This window comes from Blastocatellia bacterium (assembly GCA_035275065.1).
In the GTDB taxonomy this organism is placed as follows: Bacteria; Acidobacteriota; Blastocatellia; order UBA7656; family UBA7656; genus DATENM01.
Map to the genome: position 1 here is coordinate 71,222 of DATENM010000044.1, position 20,493 is coordinate 91,714.

Consider the following 20,493-nt stretch of genomic DNA (forward strand, 5'->3'; position numbering starts at 1 on the left):
GCTTAGCCCTCCGACGGTGCCAGGAACCGTTCGATGATGTCCGCCGCCCGCCGCCAGGTCTTCTCTTCTTCGGCAAGCTGTTTACGCCCGGCGCGGGTGATCGAGTAATACTTCGCCCGGCGGTTGTTGTCCGAAACGCCCCACTCGGTAGCGATCCAGCCCATCTGCTCCAACTGTAAGAGCGCCGGGTAGATCGTCCCCTGGTTGAGCTGCAAGAGGTCGCCACTGGTCTGCTCGATGCGCCGGGCGATGCCATAGCCATGCAGCGGCCCGAGGCTGTCGAGCGTCTTCAGCACCATCAGGTTGAGGGTGCCCGGCAGAATGTCGTGCTTGTCCTGTCCCATACGCCTCCTGTTGATGAGCAACACGAGTCTATCTTATCTCCTGTAGGCAGTCAACACGAAAATGCAGCTCGCCTCGGAGGCTCTTCGGCCAAGCCTTGACATTCTAGGCATCCCTTCTTATGATGCTTTGGCATTCTAGGCATCAACGAATCGGAGAGGAGAACGGCGATTGACACGACAGAAGGCCGACCTGTTACAGGGCACACTCGACATGCTGATCCTGAAAGCGGTCAGTTTAGGGCCGCTGCACGGCTATGGCATCATCCAGCGCATCCGCCAGATGTCGGACGAGATGCTCCACGTCGAGCAAGGCTCGCTCTACCCGGCGCTCTACCGCATCGAGCAGAAGGGCTGGGTGACTTCCGACTGGGACACGCACGAGACCGGTCGCCGCGCCAAGTTCTACAAGCTGACGCGGGCCGGGCGCAAACAGCTCGAAGCCGAAGAGGCGAGTTGGGATCGCCTGGTGCTGGCCGTCACCAAGGTGCGGCAGGCCACCTGAAGGGCAGGCGCAGATGAAGTGGTTCAATATTCTTTCAGACCGCCTGCGCGCGCTGCGCGGGCGCGAGGCGCTGCTCAGCGACATTGACGAAGAGATGCGCCTGCACGTCGAGATGGAAGTCGAGGCCAACATCGCGCGCGGCATGGCGCCGGACGAAGCGCGGCGCGCGGCGCGCCGCGCCTTCGGCAACCTCGGCGTCATCAGGGACACGGCTTACGAGGTCAGGGGAGGAGGCTTCATGGAAACGCTATTGCAAGACATTCGCTATGGCGCGCGCGTGCTGATCAAGCACAGAGGGTTCACGGCGGTCGCCGTGATCACGCTCGCTTTAGGGATTGGCGCGAACACAGCGATCTTCTCTGTGGTCAACGAGCTGCTATTGCGCCCGCTGCCGTTTCGCGACGCCGACCGGTTGGTGATGCTGTGGGAAGTAACGCCGGAAGGCCGGCACCAGAACTCCACCTCGCGCGGCAACTATCTCGGCTGGCGCGAGCAGAACACGGTCTTCGAGAACATGGCGACCTTCTCCGACCAGCGCGTCGGCCTGACCGGCACTGGCGAGCCGGAGGAAGTCTCTATGCAGATGGCCACGCCCGAGCTGTTCGACGTACTGGGCGTCCAGCCGAGCCTCGGGCGCGGCTTCACTCAGGAGGACGCACAGCCGCGCGCGTCCAACGTCGTGGTCTTGAGCTATGGCCTGTGGCGGCGGCGCTACGGCGGCGACCCCGGCATTATCGGTCAGAAGGTTCAGCTCAACACCCTGCCCTGCACGGTGATCGGCGTGATGCCGGCGAATTTCGAGTGGCACATCCGCAAGCGCTCAGGCACGGGCAAGCCCGCGGAAATCTGGACGATCCTGGCGATGCCGAAAGAAGGGCCGGCCCTGATTGGCCGCTTCCTCTCGACGGTGGCGCGCTTGAAGCCCGGCGTCTCGATGGCGCAGGCGCAGGCCGAGATGACAGCCATCGCCGCACGCCGCGAACAGGATGCGCCGCAGTACAACAAGGGGTGGAGCGCCGAGGTCGTGCCGCTGCGCGAGCAGTTCGTCGGCAATGTCCGGCCCGCGCTCTTGATCCTGCTCGGCGCGGTGGCTTTTGTATTGTTAATCGCATGCGCCAACGTCGCCAACCTCTTGCTTGCGAGAGCCGCGGCGCGCGAGAAAGAGATCGCCGTGCGCACGGCGCTCGGCGCGGGTCGCCGGCGCATCGTCCGCCAGTTGTTAACCGAAAGCCTGCTGCTCGCCTTGATGGGCAGCGCACTCGGATTGGTCTTGGCGTGGTGGGGCACAAGGGCACTGGTGGCGATCAGCCCGCGCGACGTCGTCAACCTGCAAGGCGTCGGCATCAATCTGACGGTGCTCGCCTGGACGCTGCTGATTTCGCTTTTGACCGGCATCATCTTCGGCCTGGCGCCGGCGATGGAAGCGACGCGATTAAATCTCAACGACGCGCTTAAAGAAGGCGGCAAGGGCGCTGAAGGACAGGGCACCCGCAGCCGCCGCCTGCGCAGCGCCCTGGTGATTGCCGAAGTCGCGCTGGCGCTCGTGCTGCTAGTCAGCGCCGGGCTGCTGATAAAGAGCTTCAGTCACCTGCGCCACATTGACACGGGCTTCGACACCGACAACGTCTTGACGATGGTCGTCAACCTGCCGGCCCGCAAATACAAGGAAGACCCACAAGTCATTACTTTCTTCCAGCAGACGATGGAGCGCGTACGGGCGCTGCCCGGCGTGCGCGCCGCCGGCATGGTGAACTACCTGCCGCTGTACGGCGGGCTGGGTTCGGCGACCGGCTTCACCGTCGAAGGCCGTCCCGCGCCGCCGCCGGGCGAAGAGCCTTCGACCAACGTGCGCGTCGCCGACGCCGATTACTTCGCCGCGATGAAGATTCCGCTGCTGCGCGGTCGCCTCTTCAGTGAGGCCGAAGACAGCCAGGCGCGGCACGTCGTCCTCATCAGCGACTCCATGGCGCGGCAGCACTTTCCCGGCGAAGATCCCATCGGCAAGACGATCAGCGTCGAGATGTTCGATAATCCCTACCCGACGCAGATTATCGGCGTCGTCGGCGACGCGCGCTACGACAGCTTGACCGACGCGGTGGAGCCGATGGTCTATTTCGCGCTGCCGGACCTCACCTACTCGGTTATGACGCTCGCGGTTCGCACAGACAATGACCCGGCGGCGATAACCCCGGCGGTGCGCGACGTGATCCGCAACATAGACCCGGAGCAGCCAGTCTCCGACGTGCGCACGCTGAATCAAGTGATGGCCGCCACGCTGGGCCGCGCCCGCTTTAACACGCTGCTGCTGGGATTATTCGCGGGGCTGGCGACGCTGCTTGCAGGCGTAGGCATCTTCGGCGTGATGAACTACTCGGTGACGCTGCGGACGCGCGAGATCGGCATTCGCATGGCGCTCGGCGCACAGCCCGGCCAGGTGCTGATGCTCGTGCTCAAGCAAGGTCTTCTGCTGACCACGCTCGGCATCGGCATCGGACTCGGCGGCGCGCTGCTGCTGACGCGACTCATATCAGGGTTGCTTTTCGGAGTGGCGGCCACCGACCCGATGACCTTTGCCGCCATCGTCGTGCTGCTCGCGGTCGTGTCGCTGATCGCCTGCTACATCCCTGCGCGCCGAGCGACGCGCGTAGACCCGCTGATCGGCTTACGCTATGAGTAAGGAATCACAGACACGCACAGGTGAACACGGATAAGCGTCTGAATCTATCCGTGTTCACCTGTGCGCCAGGGCCTATTCATTCTCGAATAACCATGGGGATATAAACCGCCAAGACGCCAAGACCGCCAAGAAAAGCTCTGTGTTCTCTTGGCGTCCTTGGCGTCTTGGCGGTTCAAGTCCGGAGAATGAATAGACCCTGACCTGTGCGCCTCTGTGGTTTCATTTCCCGCCGCCGTTTCGCTATACTCCTCTTTCAAAGAAACCCCGCAAGGCGTGCCCGAAAAAAATGCTCCGAGGTAGAACTGTGTTGCGCAAGATCGCCGTTTGCCTGTTGATCCTTTCATTCGCCTTCTCTGTTCAAGCTCAACCGCCGCAGGCGAAGCCTGACGCGCCGAAAGACGCGGCAAAGAAGCCCGAAGCCTGGGACGTCGAAGGCGACCACGGCCCGTCGAGGCTCGTCGAATTCGACACGGACGAGGGCACCTGGATGAGCTGCGACGTGTCGCCCGATGGCCAGTGGGTCGTCTTCGACTTGCTCGGCGACATCTACAAAATGCCGATCACGGGCGGCAAGGCCGAGCTGCTCGCGGGCGGCCAGTCGTGGGAAGCGCAGCCACGCTTCAGCCCCGATGGCCGCCTTATCGCCTTCACGTCGGACCGCGACGGCGGCGACAACATCTGGGTGATGGACACGGATGGCAAGAACCGTCGGCAGGTGACGAAAGAGACTTACCGGCTGGTCAACTCGCCTGCATGGACGCCCGACGGTCAGTACATCGTCGTGCGCAAGCACTTCGTTGACCAGCGCTCGCTGGGTGCGGGCGAAATCTGGATGTATCACGTCACCGGCGGCAATGGAGTTCAGCTTACAGAGAAGCCGAACTGGACGGCGAACGGCGGCGAGCCGGCGGTTGACCCCAAAGGCCGCTTCGTCTACTTCGTGCAGAGCACGGCCTTCGACTACAACAAGAACGTCTACGACGCGATCTACTGGATCGAGCGTTACGACACGACCAGCGGGCGGCGCGCAGTCTTCGTGCGCGGCTCGGGCGGCGCGATCCGCCCGCAGGTCTCGCCCGATGGCCGTTATCTCTCGTTCATCCGCCGCGACGGCTTGAAGACCGTGCTCTACCTGCGCGAGATCAGTAGCGGACGCGAGTGGCCGGTCTACGACAACCTGACGCGCGACCAGCAGGAGACCTGGGCGGTCTTCGGCACCTACCCCGGCTACAATTGGACACCCGACGGTCAGAGCATCGTCATCACCGCGCAAGGCAAGTTCGTGCGCGTTGACGTGAACCGCAAGCAGGCGACGCCGATTCCCTTCACCGCGCACGTCGCGCAGAAAGTTACAGAGGCCGTGCGCTTCGCACAAACGGTCGCGCCCGACCGCGACCATGCCCGACTGCTGCGCTGGGCGAAGAAGAATAACGAGCGGATCATCTACAGCGCCCTCGGCAAGCTCTACGTCAAGGAAGGCGACGCCGCGCCGCGCCGCTTGCTAAACACCGCGGCCCTCGAATACGCGCCGAGCTTCAGCGCCGACGGCAGCCGAATCACCTACGTCACCTGGACGGATGCCGACAAGGGCGCGGTCTGGGTGGCGAACGCCGATGGCTCGAACGCGCGCAAGATCACGACCGTGGGGGATCAGTACGCGAATCCGGTTTTCTCGCCCGACGGCGCGAAGGTCGCGTACCTGAAAGGCCGCGGCAGCGTCTACCACGAAGAAGACCTGGCGAGCGAATCCACCTTCGAGATTCATTACTGGGACGGCAGCGCGCACCATTACGTCATTGACGTCTTCAGCCGCGGCTCGAACGCGCGCATGCCCATCCTGAGCTTCGACCCGGCCGGCGAGCGCATTAATTTCATGGAGTCGAAGCCTCTGCCCACGGGCGGCGCGACCACTTACCTGAGCAGCGTCAAGCTGACGGGCGACGATTACAAACAGCACATCGAGTCGAAGTACGCGGCGGAACTTATCCCGTCGCCGGATGGCCGATGGGTGGCGTTCAAGGAACTGCACAAGCTCTACGTCGCGCCGCTGCCGCAGACCGGCAAGCTATTGAAACTGTCGGCGACCGAAACCGTCGTGCCGGTGAAGACGCTGTCGAATGCTTCGGGCGACTGGCTCGCGTGGTCGCGCGACAGCCGCAGCGTACAGTGGACAGCGGGCGAGAACTTCTTCGAGCAGTCGCTCGAAAACGTCACGCGCCCGCTGGCCAAAGACGAGAAAGCGCCGGAACCGCGCGCCGTGAAGATCGGGTTCGAGTTCGAGACGGCGCGACCGCGCGGTTTGGTGGCGCTCACCAACGCGCGCCTCATCACGATGCGCGGCGACGAGGTCATCGAGCGCGGCACGATCCTCATCGAAGACAACCGCATCAAAGCCATCGGCGCGAACGTCAACATTCCGGCCACGGCGCGGCGCATCGACATGGCCGGCAAGACGATCATGCCCGGCCTCGTAGATGTTCACTCGCACATGGGCTACAACACGCTCGACATCATGCCCGAACGCCAGTGGCCGTATTACGCCAACCTCGCCTATGGCGTGACGACGACGCACGACCCGTCGGCCTCGACGCAACTGGTCTTTGCGCAGTCCGAGATGGTCAAGGCGGGCGCGATGGTCGGGCCGCGCGTCTTCTCGACGGGCTACATCCTCTATGGCGCGGAGAACGTCGAGAAGACGGTCATCAACGGCTACGACGACGCGAAGGCGGCGCTTGAACGCATGAAGGCGGTCGGCGCGTTCAGCGTGAAAAGTTATAACCAGCCGCGTCGCAACCAGCGGCAGCAGATCATCAAGGCGGCGCGCGACCTACACATGATGGTGGTGCCCGAAGGCGGCTCGACTTACTTCTACAACATGACCGAAATTCTCGACGGTCACACGGGCATCGAGCATGCCGTGCCGGTCGCGCCGCTCTACAAAGACGCGATCCAGCTTTTCGCCAAGAGTAAGACGGGCTACACGCCGACGTTGATCGTCGGCTACGGCGGCATCTGGGGCGAGAACTACTGGTATCAGCACTCGAACGTCTGGGAGAACGAGCACCTGATGCGCTTTACGCCGCGCGCCGTCGTTGACGAGCGCGCACGCCGCCGCATGATGGTGCCCGAAGACGACTTTTACCACTTCGAGCTGGCGAAGTCTGCCAAAGACGTGCTGCGCGCCGGCGGCCACGTGCAACTCGGCGCGCACGGCCAGCTTCAGGGGATGGGCGCGCACTGGGAGCTGTGGATGTTGCAGCAGGGCGGCATGACGCCGATGGAGGCGATCCGTTGCGGCACCCTCTACGGCGCGCAGTACCTCGGCCTTGATAAAGACATCGGCTCGCTCGAAGTCGGCAAGCTCGCCGACCTGATGGTGACGGATAAGAACCCGCTCGACAACATCCGCAACAGCGAGACGATCCGTTTCGTGATGATCAACGGCGCGCTCTACGACACCAGCAACATGGACGAGGTCTATCCCGAAGCCAGGGCGCGGGCCAAATTCTTCTGGGAGCGTTGAGCACCGGGAGCCATTCTTCACAGCAGAGGATGGCCCTCAGGGCTTCCCATAATTGCGCGGCGCGGCACGCAAATTCCTGTTGCACAAAGCCTAAACGCTGTGTCAGCATTAAGCAGGCTCTATCAAGTCTGGAGGTTTGACGATGGAGACCGAGTCGCCTACGGTGCTTCTGATTGAAGATCACGAAGACACGCGAAAGATGCTTTCACTGCTGTTCGACGAATGGGGTTATCGGGCAACAATCGCGCCGAGCGCCACCGAAGGCTTGAAACACCTGCTCGAACAAGGCTTCGACCTGATTATTCTCGACAACTGGCTTCCCGACCTCGACGGCGTCGAGCTCTGTCGACAGGTGCGCACCGTTGACCGGCAGACGCCCATCATCTTTTACTCGGCCGCCGGCATGGGCAGCGAAGACCGCGAGGCGATGGATTCGGGCGCCAACGCCTTCGTCTCGAAGAGCGGCAGCCTCGGCGAGCTGCGCGAGACCATGACCGCACAGTTAAAGCGGACCAACGGCAAAGTCTTCAAGCACGCCTGAGCTGGCGCTACGGCTACGCGGCCTGAAAAGAAAAAAGTAACCGGCGGCATTGCCCGCCAGTACATGAAGCTTCCAAGCCTTTCACGCACGATTGCACGAATACCGCATCTACTTAGGAGGACAGCCATGCAAAAACATCGATTCATGACGCTGCTGCTGGTCATCAGCTTGCTGACCACAGGCACGGCGGCGCTCGCCCAGCCGCCGCAAGAAAAGTTTGACGAAGCGGCGATCAATAAGATCAAGGAAGAAGGATTACAGCACTCGCAGGTGATGGACACCTTGAGCTACATCACCGACGTGACGGGTGCGCGCCTGACCGGCTCGCCCAACCTTCGCGCCGCGCAGGAGTGGGCGAAGAATAAGCTCGCCTCGTGGGGACTGGCGAACGCCCACCTCGAAGCCTGGGGGCCGTTCGGGCGCGGCTGGTCGCTGGAAGGCTTTGCCGCGAACCAGGTGAAGCCCTATTACGCGCCGCTGATCGCTTACCCGAAAGCCTGGTCGCCTTCGACCAACGGCGCGGTGCGCGGCGAAGTCGTCTATCTGAACGCCGCGAGCGCCGACGAGCTTGAAAAGTACAAGGGCAAGCTGAAAGGCGCCATCGTCCTGATCGATAAGCCGCGCGAAGTCAAAGCGCACTTCGAGCCCGAAGGCCACCGCCTGAGCGACAGCGACCTGTGGAAGCTCGCCAACGCCGACGCGCCGGGCACGACGCCGGGCGGCCGCCCCGCTTTCCGTCTCACCGACGAACAGCGCGCCGCGATGGAGATGCTGAATAAGAAATGGCAATTCGTCGCCGCCGAAGGCGCAGCCGTCGTGCTGGAGCCGGGACGCGGCGATGGCGGCAACATGATCGTCAGCGCCGTCAACATCCCCGCGCCGGTTGATACGCCATTTGACCGCCGCCCGCGCGCCTGGGCCAAAGACGTCACCGGCGTCGTGCCGCAGGCCGTCGTCGCCGCCGAGCATTACAACCGGCTGGTGCGCATGATCGAGCGCGGCGCGCGGCCCGAGCTTGAGATCAACATCAACACGCGCTTTCTCGATCAGGATTTGATGAGCCACAACGTCATCGCCGAAATCCCCGGCACCGACCTGAAAGACGAAGTGGTCATGCTGGGCGCGCACTTCGATTCGTGGCATTCGGGCACCGGCGCGACCGACAACGCCGCCGGCTCGGCGGTCATGATGGAAGCCGTGCGCATCCTGCAAACCCTTGGCCTGAAGCCGCGCCGCACGATTCGCATCGGGCTGTGGAGCGGCGAAGAAGAAGGGCTGCTAGGCTCGCGCGCTTACGTCGCCGAACATTTTGCCAAGCGCACGGACGCCAACCCGCAGCCGGGCAGCAACACCGCGCCGCAGTTCGAGTTCAAGCCGGAGTGGGATAAAGTCGCGGGTTACTTCAACATTGACAACGGCACGGGCAAGATTCGCGGCATCTACCTGCAAGGCAACGAAGCGGTGCGCCCGATCTTCCGCGCATGGTTTGCGCCGTTCAAAGACATGGTCGGCACCACCAAAGAGAACAGCATCGCGACGTTGTCAATCGCCAACACCGGCGGCACCGATCACCTGTCATTTGACGCGGTCGGGTTGCCGGGCTTCCAGTTCATCCAGGATACGATTGAATACGACTCGCGCACGCACCACTACAACATGGACGTGTACGACCGCATTCAAGAAGACGACATGAAGCAGATGGCGGTTATCGTCGCCGCCTTCGTTTACAACACCGCCATGCGCGACCAGAAGCTGCCGCGCAAGGCGACGCCGGGCCAGCCCAACGCCCGCGCCGGGCAATAAAAGATCAGGAGGCAGGAGGCGGTAGGCAGTTAGGTATCGCTCGGCGACTGCCTCCTGCTTCCTGCTTCCTGCCTCCTGCCTCCTGCCTCCTGCCTCCTGGCGTTATTCCGTCTCGCTGCGGTGGCATCCCGCCGCTTCATTGTCTTTGATCCACACGGTCTTGATGTTGACGAATTCGCGGATGCCGAAGACGCTCAGCTCGCGCCCGTAGCCGCTGCGTTTGACGCCGCCGAACGGCAGGCGCGGGTCGCTCGCCACCATGCCGTTGATGAAGACGCATCCCGCCTCGATCTCTTCGATAAACTGCTGCCGCTCGGCTTCATCATTCGTCCAGGCGCTGCTGCCGAGGCCGAATTCTGTGGCGTTGGCCAGGCGAATCGCTTCGTCAATGTCGCGGACGCGAAACAGCGAAGCCACCGGGCCGAAGAGTTCTTCGCAATAAGCCGGCGCGTTTTCGGGGATACCGGCCAGCGCCGTCGGCGCGTAAAAGTTGCCGGGGCGATCCAGTCGCTTGCCGCCGGTTAGAAGCCGCGCGCCGGCTTCGACCGAATTGCGCACCTGCGCGTCGAGGTCTTCGAGAATGTCTGCCGTCGCCAGCGGCCCGATGTCGGTCGCTTCATCGAGCGGGTCACCGATTACCAGCGCCTCCATTTCGCGGACGAAGCGCTGTTCGAATTCATCAGCGATCCGTTCGTGAATGATGAAGCGTTTCGCGGCGATGCAAGACTGGCCGTTGTTGATCGTGCGCGCCTTGACGGCGGTGGTCGCGGCTTCGTCAAGGTCGGCGCTCGGCATGACGATAAACGGATCGCTGCCGCCTAGCTCAAGCACCGTCTTCTTGATGCGCTTGCCGGCCTGCTCGGCGACGCGGCTGCCCGCAGGCTCGCTGCCGGTCAACGTCGCCGCCACGACGCGGGGGTCATCAAGCACCCGCGCCACCTGGTCCGAGCCGACGAGCAAGGTTTGAAATGTGCCTTCGACGAAACCGGCGCGGCAAAAAACCTCTTCGATGGCCAGCGCGCATTGCGGCACGTTCGAAGCGTGCTTGAGCAACCCGACATTGCCGGCCATCAAGGCCGGCGCGGCAAACCGAAAGACCTGCCAGAACGGAAAGTTCCACGGCATCACCGCCAGCACCGGCCCGAGCGGTTGGTAATGAATATAACTTTTGCTCGCGTTGGTCTCGACCATTTCATCGGCAAGAAACGCCTCGGCATTCTCGGCGTAGTAGCGACAGACCCAGGCGCATTTTTCGGCCTCGGAGATGGCCGCCTTGATCGGTTTGCCCATCTCGATGGTCATCACGCGCGCGAAGCGGCCTTTGTCTGATTCGAGCACCTCGGCGGCGCGCATCATCTTCTCGCGGCGTTCTTGAAAGGGCGTGCGCCGGTGGGCGCGGAAGGTGTCAGCGGCGAGTCGCAGCTTGCGCTCAATGTCTGCGTCGGTCAGCGGCTCGAAGGACTTCAAGGTTTCGCCGGTCGCGGGATTGATCGTTGCGATTGCCATGAGAATCAACCTCGTAGGAATGGGAGTAGAGCCAGGCAGCGACTCACTACAGAAGCCTAGCACAGGCGCAAGCGGTTGATCACTCGCTTGCAGTAGGGGATTGCCACAAAGTCACAAAGCCACGAAGGAACACGAAGAGCATAGTGATGCTTCGTGGCTTCGTGGCTTTGTGGCAGTTTTCTTGATTTGTTACGATGGCGACAAGATTTTTCGACAAAGGATCAAGCAATGGCGAAAGCGATTGACATGCATGTGCATCTGCCGACGGCGAGCTTTCTCGACGGCGCGATCAAACCGTTTCGCGCCGCCGCCGAGACTTTCTTTCGCACCACTGTGCCGGTGCGCCGGATGGACGAGGTCGCCCGCCTCTACGAAGAACTCGACATCATCGGCGTGCTGCTGGCCTGGGATGCCGAGACCGCTACGGGCATGCCGCCGCTGACGAATGATGAAGTCGCCGAGGTCGTCAAAGCCTACCCGGGCCGCTTCATCGGCTTTGCCTGCGTTGATCCGTGGAAAGGCGAGCGGGCGGTTGCCGAGATGGAACGCGCCATCGCCGAGCTAGGGATGAGCGGCGCGAAGTTTCATCCCGGCGTGCAGGCGTTCTATCCGAACGACGCGCGCTTTTATCCGCTCTATGAAAGGATCACCGAGTTGAAAGTCCCTGCGCTCTTCCACACAGGCACGAACGCTCTGGGCGCGGGCACCCCCGGCGGCCTCGGCGTGCGCATGGATTACACGCGCCCGATCTATCTGGATCACGTCGCCGTGGATTTTCCCGAGCTGACGATCATCGGCGCGCACCCGGCATGGCCGTGGCACGAAGAGATGCTGGCGATCATCGCTCACAAAGCGAACGTCTTCATGGATCTGTCGGGCTGGTCGCCGAAGTATATCCCGAAGGCGATTATGGACGAAGCGCGCACGCGCTTGCAGGATCGCATCCTCTTCGGCAGCGATTACCCATTTATCACGCCGTCGCGCTGGCTTGCGGATTTTGATTCGCTGGAAGGATTCAAGCCGGAAGTGCGGCGGAAGATTCTCTACGACAACGCCGCACGTCTCTTGAAGTTGTAGCGTCTCCACGAATGAGCGCGAATTTCATTCCCCCATCCGCGCTCATTCGCAGAGAGTAAGAAACTTTACAATCAGTGATTGAACAGCCACTCCTCGAAGATGCGTGACTCTTCCTTCTTGCCGCTGAAGCGGGCGCGGTTGCGACCCGTCAGCGCCAGCACTTCGGCGTGGTGCTGGCCGGCGCGGTCGCCGATGCGCTCGAAATACTTGTAGAGCCGCGCAATCTGCTCGACCGATTCCTGCGCCGCTTCGACCGTCTTGAAGCTCAGGGCGTTGCGAAAGAAACGGCTGTAGGTGTTCTGGTCGCGCGCCGTCGTCGTGTACAGGTCGAAGTAGCCTTGAATCAATCCGGCGCTCTGCAAAACGCCGGCGACGTAGCTCGGACGTGTGCCGACCTGGCGGGCGATTTCGCCGATGTCTACGGTGCCCGCGCGGTGCAGTTCGAGAATGCGGTTCTTCTTTGAGTCTTTGCGCGTCGCGCGTTTTGGCTGCCGACCTTCGACCGGCGGCGCAAACGGCAGCGGCGCGGTTTCGTTAAACAATATTTCCTGCATGATTAATCCTCCTACTGCTCACAGGAAAGCGATGGCGGCAGACGCTTCAGCCGGCGTGGCGGATTTCCACCTCGTCAGGCGTCTTCGATTTCAGATAATCGATGAAGGTGCTGGCCGCCTTGCGCGATAATTCTTCGGGACGGCACTTCAACTGCTCAAGGCACTGCGCCTCGGCGTTGATGCCGTGGGCGTTGGCAATCGCGCGAATCGCTACGAGCTGTTTGGGCGTCACCAGATCGGCCATAGTCTTCGCCACAGGGTCGCGCGGGAATTGCGACTGCGCGAGCGCGGCACTCGGCTTCTTCTGCGATGCCGCCTCTTCTTCCTTGCGATAGAGCTCGCGGGCGATGCCGAATTTGACCGCGGCGCGCTTCAACGCGTCGTGCTCGGCCTTCTTGATCCCCTTCTCGTCATAAGCCGAGCCGGTGCCGACGCCCTGGCGGGTGACGCCTTGAATGGTGATCGAAGCCGTCACCGCGACGAAATCGCCGATCTGCTTAATCGAAATCACCTCGTGCGACCAGTCGGGGCAGATGCGGTCAAGCAAGTCCGCGACGACATGCCACTCGACGTAATCCACTTCATGCTCGCGGCCCGCGCGGTCTGTCCAGCCGACGCGCTGGCGGATCAATTCCGGCGACAGGGCATGCGACAGCTCTTTCAAGGTTTCGGCAAACGGCATCGCAATCACCTGTCCGCCATCGCCGTTGCGGTGGTCTGCGTCAACCGCTTCGATCTCAGGCTGCGGCTCGGCGGTCACTTCGCCGGTGAATTCGTCGGGCGGCTCAAGGTGAAACTTCACCGCCAGGATGTGCTCACAACGGTAGCGCGGCTCCGTTTCGACGCGCTCTTCATAATCGGCGCAGGAACAGCGCACGCGGCCCTCTTCGTCGCGCCAGACGCGGAACGTCTCTTTGCGGATGCCGGGGCTAGAGACGTTAAAGCCTTCGTAGTCGCGCTCGACCATGCCCATTGCGGCAATCGTCTTGGCGCGATTGATCGCCAGATTGGTTTGCTCAACTGCTGCGCTCATCTTCCGACCTCGCTTTCGTAAATCGCTTTTGCTGGTTGCTCGCTCATAACGGCGGCGGCCCGTGATTCAGATTCGACGGCCCCAAGCCGCGCTTCCAGCTCGCGCACCTGGCGGCTCAGCTCCTGCACACGCCGCCACAGTGCCTCAAAGTCTTCCCATACTTCAGAAGGGCAGGACATCGCTTTTGCCTTCCTGCGCCGGCAAAGGCGCGGCACCTATCGCTTCCTGCAACTCGGAGATGAACTCCATCTCCGCTTCCAACTGCGCCGACCAGAACTCGTAGCCCTGCCAGGCGCTCCAGTCGGCCCACTCATCCATGTCTATGCGATAGCTCGTTTTTTCTTCCTGGTTCTTCATAGCTATCCCCTTCTTTGTTTCATACGTGAAACATTGTATCACGGTTCCGAAATTTGTTTCAAGTATAAAATAATATGTTGCATCTGTGATACAGGCTGTGTTATAAGTATGATAGGTAAGGAGGGTCTTATCGATGACCGAACCCGCATTGAATATTGTTGAGTTAGGGGAGTACGTGAAGCGCAAGAGGTTGGAAGAGAAGCTATCGCTGCGGCAGGTGGCGACCAACATCAGTGTCAGCGCCTCGACGCTTTCGCGAATTGAGAATGGCATTGGCGTGCCCGACAGCGCGACGCTGGCGCGGCTGGCGGCGTGGCTGGGCATCCCGCTTGAGCGGCTGATGCGCGGCTCGCTGGTCGAGACCGGCGAGGCCGCCGCCACGGCCTACGTCGAGCCGGTGATCTATTACCCGACCGAGTCCATGCCGAGCATCGTCGAAGCCCACCTCAGGGCCGACCGCAATCTGAAGCCAGACATGGCGAAAGCCCTGGCCGAGTTGTTCCGCGTCGCTTATACTCAATTCGCCACGAAGCCGAACGAGACGACTGAGACGAATGAATAGTCAAGAGCCGCAGCCGACTCAACCGATAGATGAGCTGCTACCGCCGACGGCCAAGCGCCGCGTCTATGAGCGCATCGCGCTCAAGGTGCGCGAATTCGCCGGCGCCCCCCTGGATCAGCCGCTCGACCCCTGGAAACTGGCGCCCTTTGTGAAGATTCGCGTGATGAGCCTGCGCGACGTGCAGGGCTTATCGATGGAGAGCCGGCGCGTGCTGTTGGGCGATAACGGCAAGGCGTGGTCGGGCGGCGCCAGCCGCCCGCTGCCCGACGGCTCGCGATTGGTTTTCTTGAATCCAAACCACACGCGCGAGCGCCAGGCGGCGACCTTGATGGAAGAGATTTGCCACGTCCTGCTCGGCCATTCGCCGACCCGATTGATGCATGAAGAAGAGACCACCAAGGGCGTGCGCTTCCGCAACTTTGACAAGAATCAGGAAGAGGTCGCTTACGCGGTCGGCGCGGCGTCGCTGATTCCCTACTTTCCGCTCAAGCACGCGGTGCTGGCCGGACTGACTTCCGACGTCATCGCCCGACGCTTCGGGGTCAGCCGCGATCTGGTCGAATACCGCATCAAAGTCTGCCGCCTCTGGACCGACTACAAATCCCGCCGCGTCCAGGCCAGCTGACCAGTAGTTATACCGCCCAGAATACGAATGTTATGTTGGAGGATGATTGAGCCATGCCAACGCCAGGTCCAAGGACAAATTCCGGCAGCAACTTGAATCGCCAGTGGAATGTGGGTGCGGCTCACGCGCTCTATCACCAGCATGGGAAGTGGTTCATGCCTCTCCAACACTTCCCCGGCGCGTACTTTGATCCGAATGGGTATGTCCAGTTCGAAACAGAGGGGGAATACCGCAAGTCTCCCCACTTGAACATTGGACGGCGAGTAAACGTCAGAGAAGGCATTAAGAATATGCCAGAATACCAACCCGTGAAATAGGGCGTAGGAGAAAGGGTGGTATAGCAATACATTCCAGCGGACGCCCTGTGGGATGCGTTTTCGCTTGTGTACGCATCATCCGTGGCCCACAGGGCGTCCGCTGAATTTGATCGTTGATCCCCCTATTTTGCAGCCGTCTCTTCACCAATCTTCTCTTGCAGCCACAGATTCAACAGAGTCTCTCGTGATACTCCCCTGCGCCTAGCTAGCTTAGTTATTTGTGCTGACAGCTTTCTCTCTACAGGGTAGTAGATTGCCTCTGATTGAATATCTACTTCGAACTCGACCGGTTTCGTCTGCTCCCAATACTCGCTTAGGTCGTGGGTATCCCAGAATTCGCCAATCTCCTGGTAGGAGTTTGCCTTCGAAATTGAGCTTTTACTTTTTCCCATATCTCTTCCGTTCCGGCCTAGTCATATCTCGCGCTGAAAGGATCAAGGCACGGTTATCCCTCTTCAAGACAAAGAAGATCACCAAATACCGGCCTGCTTCGGTTTGTCCCATCGCCGAATAAACATCTTCTCCTCGACGATGTCCTTTTTCAACAAAACGGAAGCGAGGCGAACCGGCAAGTACCTGTTTAACTTCTTCCTTTTTAACGGCATGTTTTCGCTCAAGTTTGTCTAAGATGTCCTCCAGCCAAATGATGCCGCTAATTCTCATTCACAAGTGAGTATGCTTTGGAGTTAGCTTGTCGGCAAGCTCTGGCCCGTTTTCTTTTCGGGCATATTTTCATTGACCATTAACGCGCGCGCTCCCAGCGCCCGCGCGTAAAGTCGGGGAACTTCACCGGCGCGCTGCCACGCGCCACAGACATCTCGCTGAGCGGGCCGGGGACGCTCCAGGCGGCGGCGTCATACACATCCATGTCCGGCGCTAAACCTTGACGCATGCACTCCGTTAGCCGGTAACACATAATGTAGTCCATACCGCCGTGGCCGCCGGTCTTGCGCGCCATCTCGCCTTCTTTCTTCCAGAGCGGCGGCTCGTGTTGCGCCTGGTACTTGTCGAGCGACGCCCAGTTATGACCCTCGCCCTGGCCATCAAAGAAGATGCGCGGCGGGTAGTCGCGGAAGATGCCCTTCGTGCCTTGAATCAGGTTGATGCGGTCGTAAGGGCGCGGCGTGCTGACGTTGTGTTGCAGCATGATGGTGCGCCCGCGGGCGGTCTTAATCATGCTGGTATTGTAATCGCCGCAGCGGTAGACCTCTTTCCATTTCGGGTCGCCTGCCGGCACATGATCTTTGCGGTAGGCTTCCAATCCGAGATGCGCCGAGCTCATCGACACCATGTAATCGAAGCGGTCGCCGCGATTGATGTTCATGTAGTTAGCGACCGGGCCGAGGCCATGCGTCGGGTAGAGGTTCGAGTCGCGCCGCGTATGATGCGCTCGCCGCCACAGGCCCTCGTCCTTATCTTCGAATAGAATCTCGCGCAGGTCGTGGTTGTAAGCGCACTCGCCGTGAACCAGCTCGCCGAACAGGCCGGCGCGCACCATGTTCAGCACCATCATCTCCGTGTAGCCGTAACAACAATTCTCCATAATCATGCAGTGGCGGCGGCTCTTCTCTGACGCCTCGACCAATCGCCAGCAATCTTCGACGGTGTAAGCGGCGGGGACTTCCGTGCCGCCGTGCTTACCGTTGCTCAAGGCGGCGAGCATGACGGGGACGTGCCACTCCCAGGGCGTCGCGGTGTAGACGAAATCGATGTCGTCGCGCTTGCAGAGGTTTTCGAAGTCATGGTCGCCGTTGGCATAAATGGCCGGCGGCTTCTGGCCCTTGGCTTCGATCATCTTTGCGGCGCGCTGGCACTTCTCTTTGACCACGTCACAGACGGCTGTGATGCGGACATTGTCAATGTTGAGGAATTCTCCAAGCACGCTGGTGCCGCGCAGTCCGACGCCGACGATGGCGAGCCGCATCACGTCGCGCGGCTCGAATCGTACGCCGATCATCGTGTCGTAACGGGCCTGCGGCTCTCCGGTTGGCGTATCAGTGGCAATCGCCTCTCGTTCATTGCCCGGGCCAAAGCTCGTCAGCCCCAAGGCCGCGCCTGCCATACTCACGCTTTTCAGCAAGTCGCGGCGCGATAGCTTCTTCTCTTCCCCGCTCATGGTCTTCTCCCCTCCGAATTTCAAATCGCAGAGCCACACAGTCAATCACGCTCGCGGCAATAACCGCAACGCATTCTCGCGATAGATCAGCCGCAACACCTCGTCGGGCAAGTGCAGGCCATAAATTTTCCAGCGCCCCTGCCGCGACGCGTGCGACGGGTAATCAAAATACTCATCCCTGGTTTCGAGAAAGCGGTAATGCAGCCGATACATCTCGACTTCCGGAATCAGGTCGGTGCCGAAGAGAATGCGGCGGGCGTGCTTCAGAAAAAACTCGCGCGCCGCATAAGGCTGGCGGCCAAGCTCCGCCGTCCGCGCCGCGATGTCTACATAAAGATTTTCATGCGCCGCAAGCAGACGGCTGACAGAGGCGAGATGTTCGGGCCGCTCGGCGACATGCGCCGCCACGAAGGTCGTGCGCGGGTGACGCGCAAAGACGCGGTTGCGCTGCCCTAGCAGCTCATCCTTCGAGAACTGCGCGCCGTAAAAGCTCCAGTCCGGGTGCGCCGCCAGCTCTTCGTAACGCTCGTTGAAGCGGTCAATTGGCAGAAAGAACGCGTCGGGGTCGGCGATGTGAAACATCACCGGCACACCCAGCTCGGCGGCCTTTTCAAACAGCGGCGCGAGCCGCTCATCGTCCACGCGCAGCAATTCGCCGTTCGCCTCGCGCAGCGTCAGTCCCAGGTCTTTCCAGATTTTGATTCCGCAAGCGCCGCCCTCAACCAGTCGTTCGAGCCGCTCTGCTGAGCGCGTAAAGAATCCCGGCTTATGCAGATCGCGCCAGTCCATCCACGCAATCGTCGCAAAGCGGTCGGGCGCGGCGCGCTGAAAGCGCTCCATCACCGCCAGCGCTTCATCGCCCACGCGCATCGTGATGTTGACCAGGCGCTCGATGCCGCATTCGTCCATGATCTCTAAGACGGCACGCGGCTCTTGAGCGTCGAGGTGGTTGTGATAATCGATCACCGGAAAGCGCGGACGAAGAATCTTATGCTCATCGGTGACCAGCATCGAGCGCGGCGCAAAATCGCTCAAGCGCAAATCGGTTTCTACGCGGGCCGTCACCATCGCGATGAACTTGTCGTTGTCTTTCATCAATTCGGTTGTGAACGCTTTATGTGGCGCAAGCTGTTAGCTTGCGTCTGGCCTTGCGCAAGCTAACAGCTTGCGCCACTTATTCGTGATTACTGTCGCCGCGCCGGCTCAAACGCCCGAACATCTCGCGCAGGTCTTTATAGCCGCGGACGGTCACGACCGCCGTGATGAAGGCGAAAGAGACGCCGGCCACCACCAGACTGATTGTCCAGAACATCTGCCAGTATTTCATTCCGCCTCCTGCACGGCCGGCGGCGCGGTCGAGGGCCGCCCGACGAGCGACCCGACCACCAGGCCAAGCGCTGCCAATCCGAAGGCCGCAAAGCCTGTGATGTTCTCGCTCCAGTGGAGAAAGAAGAAGGGGATGATCGCGCCGGCTGCGCCTGCAATCATCGCCAGATAACCGCCCGTGGTGTTGGCGCGTCGCCAGTAGAGCCCGCCGACGACGCAGACAAAAGCGCCGGCCAGAAAGATCGTTCCCGTGATGTTCAGGTAGAGATAGACCGCGCCGGGCGGCGTGTAGTACAAACCCCAAAACATCAGGAAGAGGCTGACGAAGAGATTGCTGATGCGATTGACGAGAATCTGGGCGCGCGAATCGAGCGGCGGCTTCCTGAGCACGCGGCGCAACGGCAGAATGACGTCTTGCGAGATGACCGCGCTCCAGCCCAGCAGGTAAGAGCTGTTCACGGACATCGTCGCCGCCAGCATGCCGGCGACCACCAGCCCTTTGACTCCCGGTCGCAGAATGGCCGCCAGCATCGCCGGCATCGCATCAATTGGCACGAGCGTCTGACCATCAACCACCGGCGCCGGCACCCCTTCCTTGATCGCGCCGGTGCCGAACATCGTCAACGCGGCGATGCCCCAGAGCATCGGCAGCATGCCGCGACCGAGGAAGATAAAACCTGTCCAGGTCATCACTCGCTTTGAGGTTTCGGCGCTGCGCGTCGCAAACATGCGCATGGCGGTCGTCTGCCAGCAGGTATGCACTGAAAACCAGAGCAGCACTTGCCAGATCAAAAAGGTCAGGCCGAATTTCGGATTGGCAATCGGGTTAAAGCCGGCCTCGCCCATCGTCGCCGTCACCTTATCAACGATGTTGCCCCAGCCGGCGTGAGCGACGGCATAGATCGTCACCAGGATGGTCGCGACCGACAATAGCACGTATTGAACGAAGTCCGTGATGACGACGGAAACCATGCCGCCCAGCACCGTGTAGAGCAATTCGAGCAGCAGGATGACGGTCATCGCCGCCACGAGGTAGCGCGAAGGGATGCCGCTCACGATGGTCAGGAACTCGCCTTCGATCTTGAGGAAAACGCCCATGTTGAGGATGCCGCCGAGGGCGACGAGCACGCCGGTCACCAGGCGCAGCCCGCGACTATACTTGACCTCGAAGAACTCCGGCACGGTCATCAGGCGCAGCTCGCGCAGGCGGCTGATGACGAAGCCCGTGCGCCCGACGAAGATCATCACCAGACCCGAAATCAGCGCCGCCGCGAACGCCGCGAAGCCGTATTTGTAGCCCAGCTCGCCGTTGTACATGTAAGTGATCGTGCCGATCTCTGTGGCCGCCAGCGTCGCGATGCCGACGTACAGGCCGAGCTCGCGGCCCGCCACCAGGAAGTGCGAGACGTTGCCGACGAAACGTTTGCCGATCAAGCCAACAGCGACCGAAACGATCAGATAGACGATGACGATCAGCCAGTCAATCCCTGTAAACCCCATGCGCGGCGCTCCCGGTTGTCGAATTCATCTGGCGCAATGCATAGACGCTGCCAATCACTTCTGCGCCGCAATGTATCGCATAGATCATCGGAGAAGATCAACAACGATTTGCGAATTTGCCGGCAGTGCA

General features: G+C 61.2%; 20 protein-coding genes. 8 read left to right on the plus strand and 12 right to left on the minus strand.

What is annotated here, in order from left to right; translation table 11 throughout:
* Positions 1 to 2 precede the first annotated feature (2 nt).
* Entirely contained in the window at positions 3 to 344 is a 342-nt protein-coding gene (locus VJ464_09760) for a PadR family transcriptional regulator (protein ID HKQ05407.1), read from the minus strand.
* Positions 345 to 513: 169 nt separating this feature from the next.
* Here VJ464_09760 and VJ464_09765 point away from each other — a divergent pair, with 169 nt between their 5' ends.
* The 5 genes from VJ464_09765 to VJ464_09785 all read left to right on the plus strand — a co-directional run bounded on the left by VJ464_09765 (position 514) and on the right by VJ464_09785 (position 9,390).
* Positions 514 to 846, plus strand: a complete 333-nt coding sequence (locus VJ464_09765) for a PadR family transcriptional regulator (protein HKQ05408.1) — start codon at positions 514 to 516, stop codon at positions 844 to 846.
* Positions 847 to 859: 13 nt separating this feature from the next.
* Entirely contained in the window at positions 860 to 3,523 is a 2,664-nt protein-coding gene (locus tag VJ464_09770; protein ID HKQ05409.1) for an ABC transporter permease, read from the plus strand.
* A 304-nt stretch (positions 3,524 to 3,827) separates the two neighbouring features.
* A complete protein-coding gene (locus tag VJ464_09775) occupies positions 3,828 to 7,046 on the plus strand; it encodes an amidohydrolase family protein (GenBank protein HKQ05410.1) in 3,219 nt (1,072 codons plus the stop codon).
* Between the two features lie 142 nt (positions 7,047 to 7,188).
* Positions 7,189 to 7,587: a response regulator gene (locus VJ464_09780; GenBank protein HKQ05411.1), complete on the plus strand. Its 399-nt coding sequence runs from the start codon at positions 7,189 to 7,191 to the stop codon at positions 7,585 to 7,587.
* 126 nt (positions 7,588 to 7,713) lie between these two features.
* Entirely contained in the window at positions 7,714 to 9,390 is a 1,677-nt protein-coding gene (locus VJ464_09785; GenBank protein ID HKQ05412.1) for a M20/M25/M40 family metallo-hydrolase, read from the plus strand.
* Positions 9,391 to 9,492: 102 nt separating this feature from the next.
* On the opposite strand, the gene VJ464_09790 is transcribed toward VJ464_09785, so the two are convergent.
* On the minus strand, positions 9,493 to 10,896 hold the full coding sequence (locus tag VJ464_09790; protein ID HKQ05413.1) for an NAD-dependent succinate-semialdehyde dehydrogenase: 1,404 nt from the start codon (positions 10,894 to 10,896) through the stop codon (positions 9,493 to 9,495).
* 228 nt (positions 10,897 to 11,124) lie between these two features.
* Here VJ464_09790 and VJ464_09795 point away from each other — a divergent pair, with 228 nt between their 5' ends.
* The gene (locus VJ464_09795) at positions 11,125 to 11,973 is read left to right on the plus strand and encodes an amidohydrolase family protein (GenBank protein HKQ05414.1); all 849 of its coding nucleotides are present in this window, start codon (positions 11,125 to 11,127) and stop codon (positions 11,971 to 11,973) included.
* Positions 11,974 to 12,044: 71 nt separating this feature from the next.
* Here the strand turns inward: VJ464_09795 and VJ464_09800 are convergent, their stop codons facing one another.
* Genes VJ464_09800 through VJ464_09815 form a run of 4 tightly spaced genes read right to left on the minus strand, consistent with a single transcriptional unit; the run spans position 12,045 to position 13,917 of the window.
* Entirely contained in the window at positions 12,045 to 12,527 is a 483-nt protein-coding gene (locus VJ464_09800) for a hypothetical protein (protein ID HKQ05415.1), read from the minus strand.
* A 46-nt stretch (positions 12,528 to 12,573) separates the two neighbouring features.
* The gene (locus VJ464_09805; protein ID HKQ05416.1) at positions 12,574 to 13,560 is read right to left on the minus strand and encodes a Rad52/Rad22 family DNA repair protein; all 987 of its coding nucleotides are present in this window, start codon (positions 13,558 to 13,560) and stop codon (positions 12,574 to 12,576) included.
* Positions 13,557 to 13,739, minus strand: a complete 183-nt coding sequence (locus VJ464_09810; protein HKQ05417.1) for a hypothetical protein — start codon at positions 13,737 to 13,739, stop codon at positions 13,557 to 13,559. Before VJ464_09810 ends, VJ464_09805 begins: the two co-directional genes overlap by 4 nt.
* Positions 13,723 to 13,917, minus strand: a complete 195-nt coding sequence (locus VJ464_09815) for a hypothetical protein (protein ID HKQ05418.1) — start codon at positions 13,915 to 13,917, stop codon at positions 13,723 to 13,725. Before VJ464_09815 ends, VJ464_09810 begins: the two co-directional genes overlap by 17 nt.
* A gap of 133 nt (positions 13,918 to 14,050) precedes the next feature.
* Here VJ464_09815 and VJ464_09820 point away from each other — a divergent pair, with 133 nt between their 5' ends.
* The gene (locus VJ464_09820; GenBank protein ID HKQ05419.1) at positions 14,051 to 14,479 is read left to right on the plus strand and encodes a helix-turn-helix transcriptional regulator; all 429 of its coding nucleotides are present in this window, start codon (positions 14,051 to 14,053) and stop codon (positions 14,477 to 14,479) included.
* Positions 14,472 to 15,104: an ImmA/IrrE family metallo-endopeptidase gene (locus VJ464_09825; protein ID HKQ05420.1), complete on the plus strand. Its 633-nt coding sequence runs from the start codon at positions 14,472 to 14,474 to the stop codon at positions 15,102 to 15,104. Before VJ464_09820 ends, VJ464_09825 begins: the two co-directional genes overlap by 8 nt.
* 439 nt (positions 15,105 to 15,543) lie before the next feature.
* On the opposite strand, the gene VJ464_09830 is transcribed toward VJ464_09825, so the two are convergent.
* The 6 genes from VJ464_09830 to VJ464_09855 form a co-directional block, all read right to left on the minus strand.
* Positions 15,544 to 15,813 (minus strand): CopG family antitoxin, encoded by a 270-nt coding sequence (locus tag VJ464_09830; GenBank protein HKQ05421.1) that lies wholly within the window; start codon positions 15,811 to 15,813, stop codon positions 15,544 to 15,546.
* On the minus strand, positions 15,800 to 16,084 hold the full coding sequence (locus VJ464_09835) for a BrnT family toxin (protein ID HKQ05422.1): 285 nt from the start codon (positions 16,082 to 16,084) through the stop codon (positions 15,800 to 15,802). The genes VJ464_09830 and VJ464_09835 overlap by 14 nt, the downstream gene beginning before the upstream one ends.
* 79 nt (positions 16,085 to 16,163) lie before the next feature.
* A complete protein-coding gene (locus VJ464_09840) occupies positions 16,164 to 17,537 on the minus strand; it encodes a Gfo/Idh/MocA family oxidoreductase (protein ID HKQ05423.1) in 1,374 nt (457 codons plus the stop codon).
* A 45-nt stretch (positions 17,538 to 17,582) separates the two neighbouring features.
* The gene (locus VJ464_09845; GenBank protein HKQ05424.1) at positions 17,583 to 18,632 is read right to left on the minus strand and encodes an amidohydrolase family protein; all 1,050 of its coding nucleotides are present in this window, start codon (positions 18,630 to 18,632) and stop codon (positions 17,583 to 17,585) included.
* Between the two features lie 79 nt (positions 18,633 to 18,711).
* Positions 18,712 to 18,864: a hypothetical protein gene (locus tag VJ464_09850; GenBank protein ID HKQ05425.1), complete on the minus strand. Its 153-nt coding sequence runs from the start codon at positions 18,862 to 18,864 to the stop codon at positions 18,712 to 18,714.
* Positions 18,861 to 20,363: a sodium:solute symporter family protein gene (locus VJ464_09855; protein HKQ05426.1), complete on the minus strand. Its 1,503-nt coding sequence runs from the start codon at positions 20,361 to 20,363 to the stop codon at positions 18,861 to 18,863. Before VJ464_09855 ends, VJ464_09850 begins: the two co-directional genes overlap by 4 nt.
* Between the last annotated feature and the right edge of the window lie 130 nt (positions 20,364 to 20,493).